The following is a 1,952-nucleotide window of genomic DNA, read 5'->3' as shown; positions in this document are numbered from 1 at the left end:
AGGCGCAAATCGACCTTGATTACCGCCCAGCTGCCCGTTGCCCAATGGCACGACATGATCGGCGAGCCAACCATCGCAGACGCTATCCTCGACCGGATCATCCACAACTCCCACCGCATCGCTCTCGAAGGCGACAGCATGCGAAGGAAAAAAGCCGCGCGCCCCTTGACCGACGTCGAAAACAGCGAAACCAATACCAACTGACTTCAACAACCAGGCAACCAAAAGCCAGCGCCGCCACGCTGTCCGCGATTTAGCGAAACTGCTGTCCGTCAGTTAGCGAAACCACTGTCCCGTTTTTGCGAAATACGCAGCTTGACGAAGGGCTTCACGTAAGCCGGTGGGATCAGCCGCACTTCATGGCCGAGCTTGCCAATCTCACGAGCCCAGTAATGCGCGCCCGAGCAGGCTTCCATCGCCACGAGGCAAGCCGGCTGCTCGGCAAAGAATGCCAGCAGCTTATTCCGGCGCAGCTGTTTGCGAAAAACGACCTTTCCGGTGGCATCGGCTCCATGGGCCTGAAAGACATACTTCGCTAAATCTAGTCCAATCGTGCTAACTTCGTTCACGGACGCTTCCTCTCTCGTGATGGCTGTTCAACACCCTTCACTTTGGCACATCGATGCCGTCGAGGGGGCGTCCACCCCATCACAGCAGGAACAGCAGGCAGAAAAATCGACCCTTCACGCCCCGATTCAAGATTGACCCCGCGGCTTCGCCGATGCCAGAGATTGGACAGCCAGAACGCCTCCCGCACCGGGCGAGATCAAATCGGAATACCCGGGCGAGATCATGGAAATCGGCACCACCATCAGCTGCTCCTTTTTCCACCTGACATGCAGCGAATGTGCCGGCCCAACCCAGCATCCATTCCGTTGTTTGGCAATGCAACACGTGCCCACGCTCTTGATCAAGTCTGGGCAGATCATGACGGCCAGGCCGCACCACGTTTGCCAGCAGGTGACCCTCGCAGTTGCGCTCGCCAGCCTACCGGTGTCTCCACGACGCTGGTTGCTTGTCGCCTTTGAGATGGCCGTAGCGAGACCCGTCTCGGCTGACTCAAGGCCATCCGCGAGTAAAGCTTTCCTGATCTCACAGGCGTATTTCGGCATGCCAGTCAAGTCCACCTGATCTACTCGAGGGCTCACCTCGATCGCAGGTGCGGCGCCGAACCGGAAGCCAAATCTGATGCGGGTCTATGAATTGGACTTCGGGGCTCTGGGGCGCCCGGAAAGCTCTTCATCAGGCAGGACTAGGGCGACGTGGCTGACGCCTAACGCGCTCGCGAGTTCGAACAACGTCACTACGGTCGGATTGCGCCGGCCATTCTCTAGGCCGCTGATATACTGCTGAGTAAAGCCAGAGGCCTCGGCGAATTTCTCCTGCGTGAAGCCCTTCTGCTTCCGCAGCCTGGAGAAATTCCGGCCTACCAACTTGCGCATGTCCATCTGCGCAAGTTGCGGCTTTACATACTATTGGGTTTATCTCCTATAGTATGTAATTCCTAGGCTGATGACGAGTTGGGATGTAGGAGGGGCTTTCGAGGCGCACGCCGGTGATAAGGTCATGCTGCGAATCTTATACCAGACTTGCAGTATTACGGCGTTTGCAATGCCACGATTGTAAAAATTGGGTAAGGTTGAGCAACAAAGTTAATGGTAGGAGCCATGCCAATGCCGCCCATCGCCGATCCTGACGTCGCCGATTCGGCTCCGAGTGATCCCGTGCTTACGAGTTACGATGAGCAGCATCTAGTGTCCCGAGTCACAAGTTCGCAATCGTAGATTCGCGATAGATTCGCGTCGCTGTGCCAGAGATGGCGGCTGTAACAGCGACGGAGGATCTGATGGCGGCCCAGCCACTTGCGCCCCTGATATTGAGCGATGATGAGCGAGCCGAACTTAAGTCGCTGACGATGCGGCGGAAGACGGCGCAGGCGCTGGCCCTGAGGG

General features: G+C 57.4%; 2 protein-coding genes and 1 pseudogene. 1 reads left to right on the top strand and 2 read right to left on the bottom strand.

The window, feature by feature from the left end; translation table 11 throughout:
- Nucleotides 1-204 (top strand): ATP-binding protein (locus AKN84_RS44215; RefSeq protein ID WP_162240947.1); only part of this gene is annotated, 204 nt, incomplete at its 5' end.
- Between the two features lie 83 nt (nucleotides 205-287).
- Here AKN84_RS44215 and AKN84_RS44210 read toward each other — a convergent pair.
- A pseudogene (locus AKN84_RS44210) lies at nucleotides 288-569 on the bottom strand (IS110 family transposase); the annotation flags it as partial.
- 627 nt (nucleotides 570-1,196) lie between these two features.
- The gene (locus tag AKN84_RS44200; protein ID WP_050426593.1) at nucleotides 1,197-1,448 is read right to left on the bottom strand and encodes a helix-turn-helix domain-containing protein; all 252 of its coding nucleotides are present in this window, start codon (nucleotides 1,446-1,448) and stop codon (nucleotides 1,197-1,199) included.
- Nucleotides 1,449-1,952 lie beyond the last annotated feature (504 nt).

This window comes from Bradyrhizobium tropiciagri (assembly GCF_001189845.1).
Classification (GTDB): Bacteria; Pseudomonadota; Alphaproteobacteria; order Rhizobiales; family Xanthobacteraceae; genus Bradyrhizobium; species Bradyrhizobium tropiciagri.
Note: the sequence above shows the minus strand (reverse complement) of the source record. Positions and strands in the feature narration are given on the sequence as shown.

Bases quoted from the DNA above. Each gene is read 5' to 3' on its own strand.
- AKN84_RS44200 (WP_050426593.1), bottom strand. From the start codon at position 1,448: ATGGACATGCGCAAGTTGGTAGGCCGGAATTTCTCCAGGCTGCGGAAG.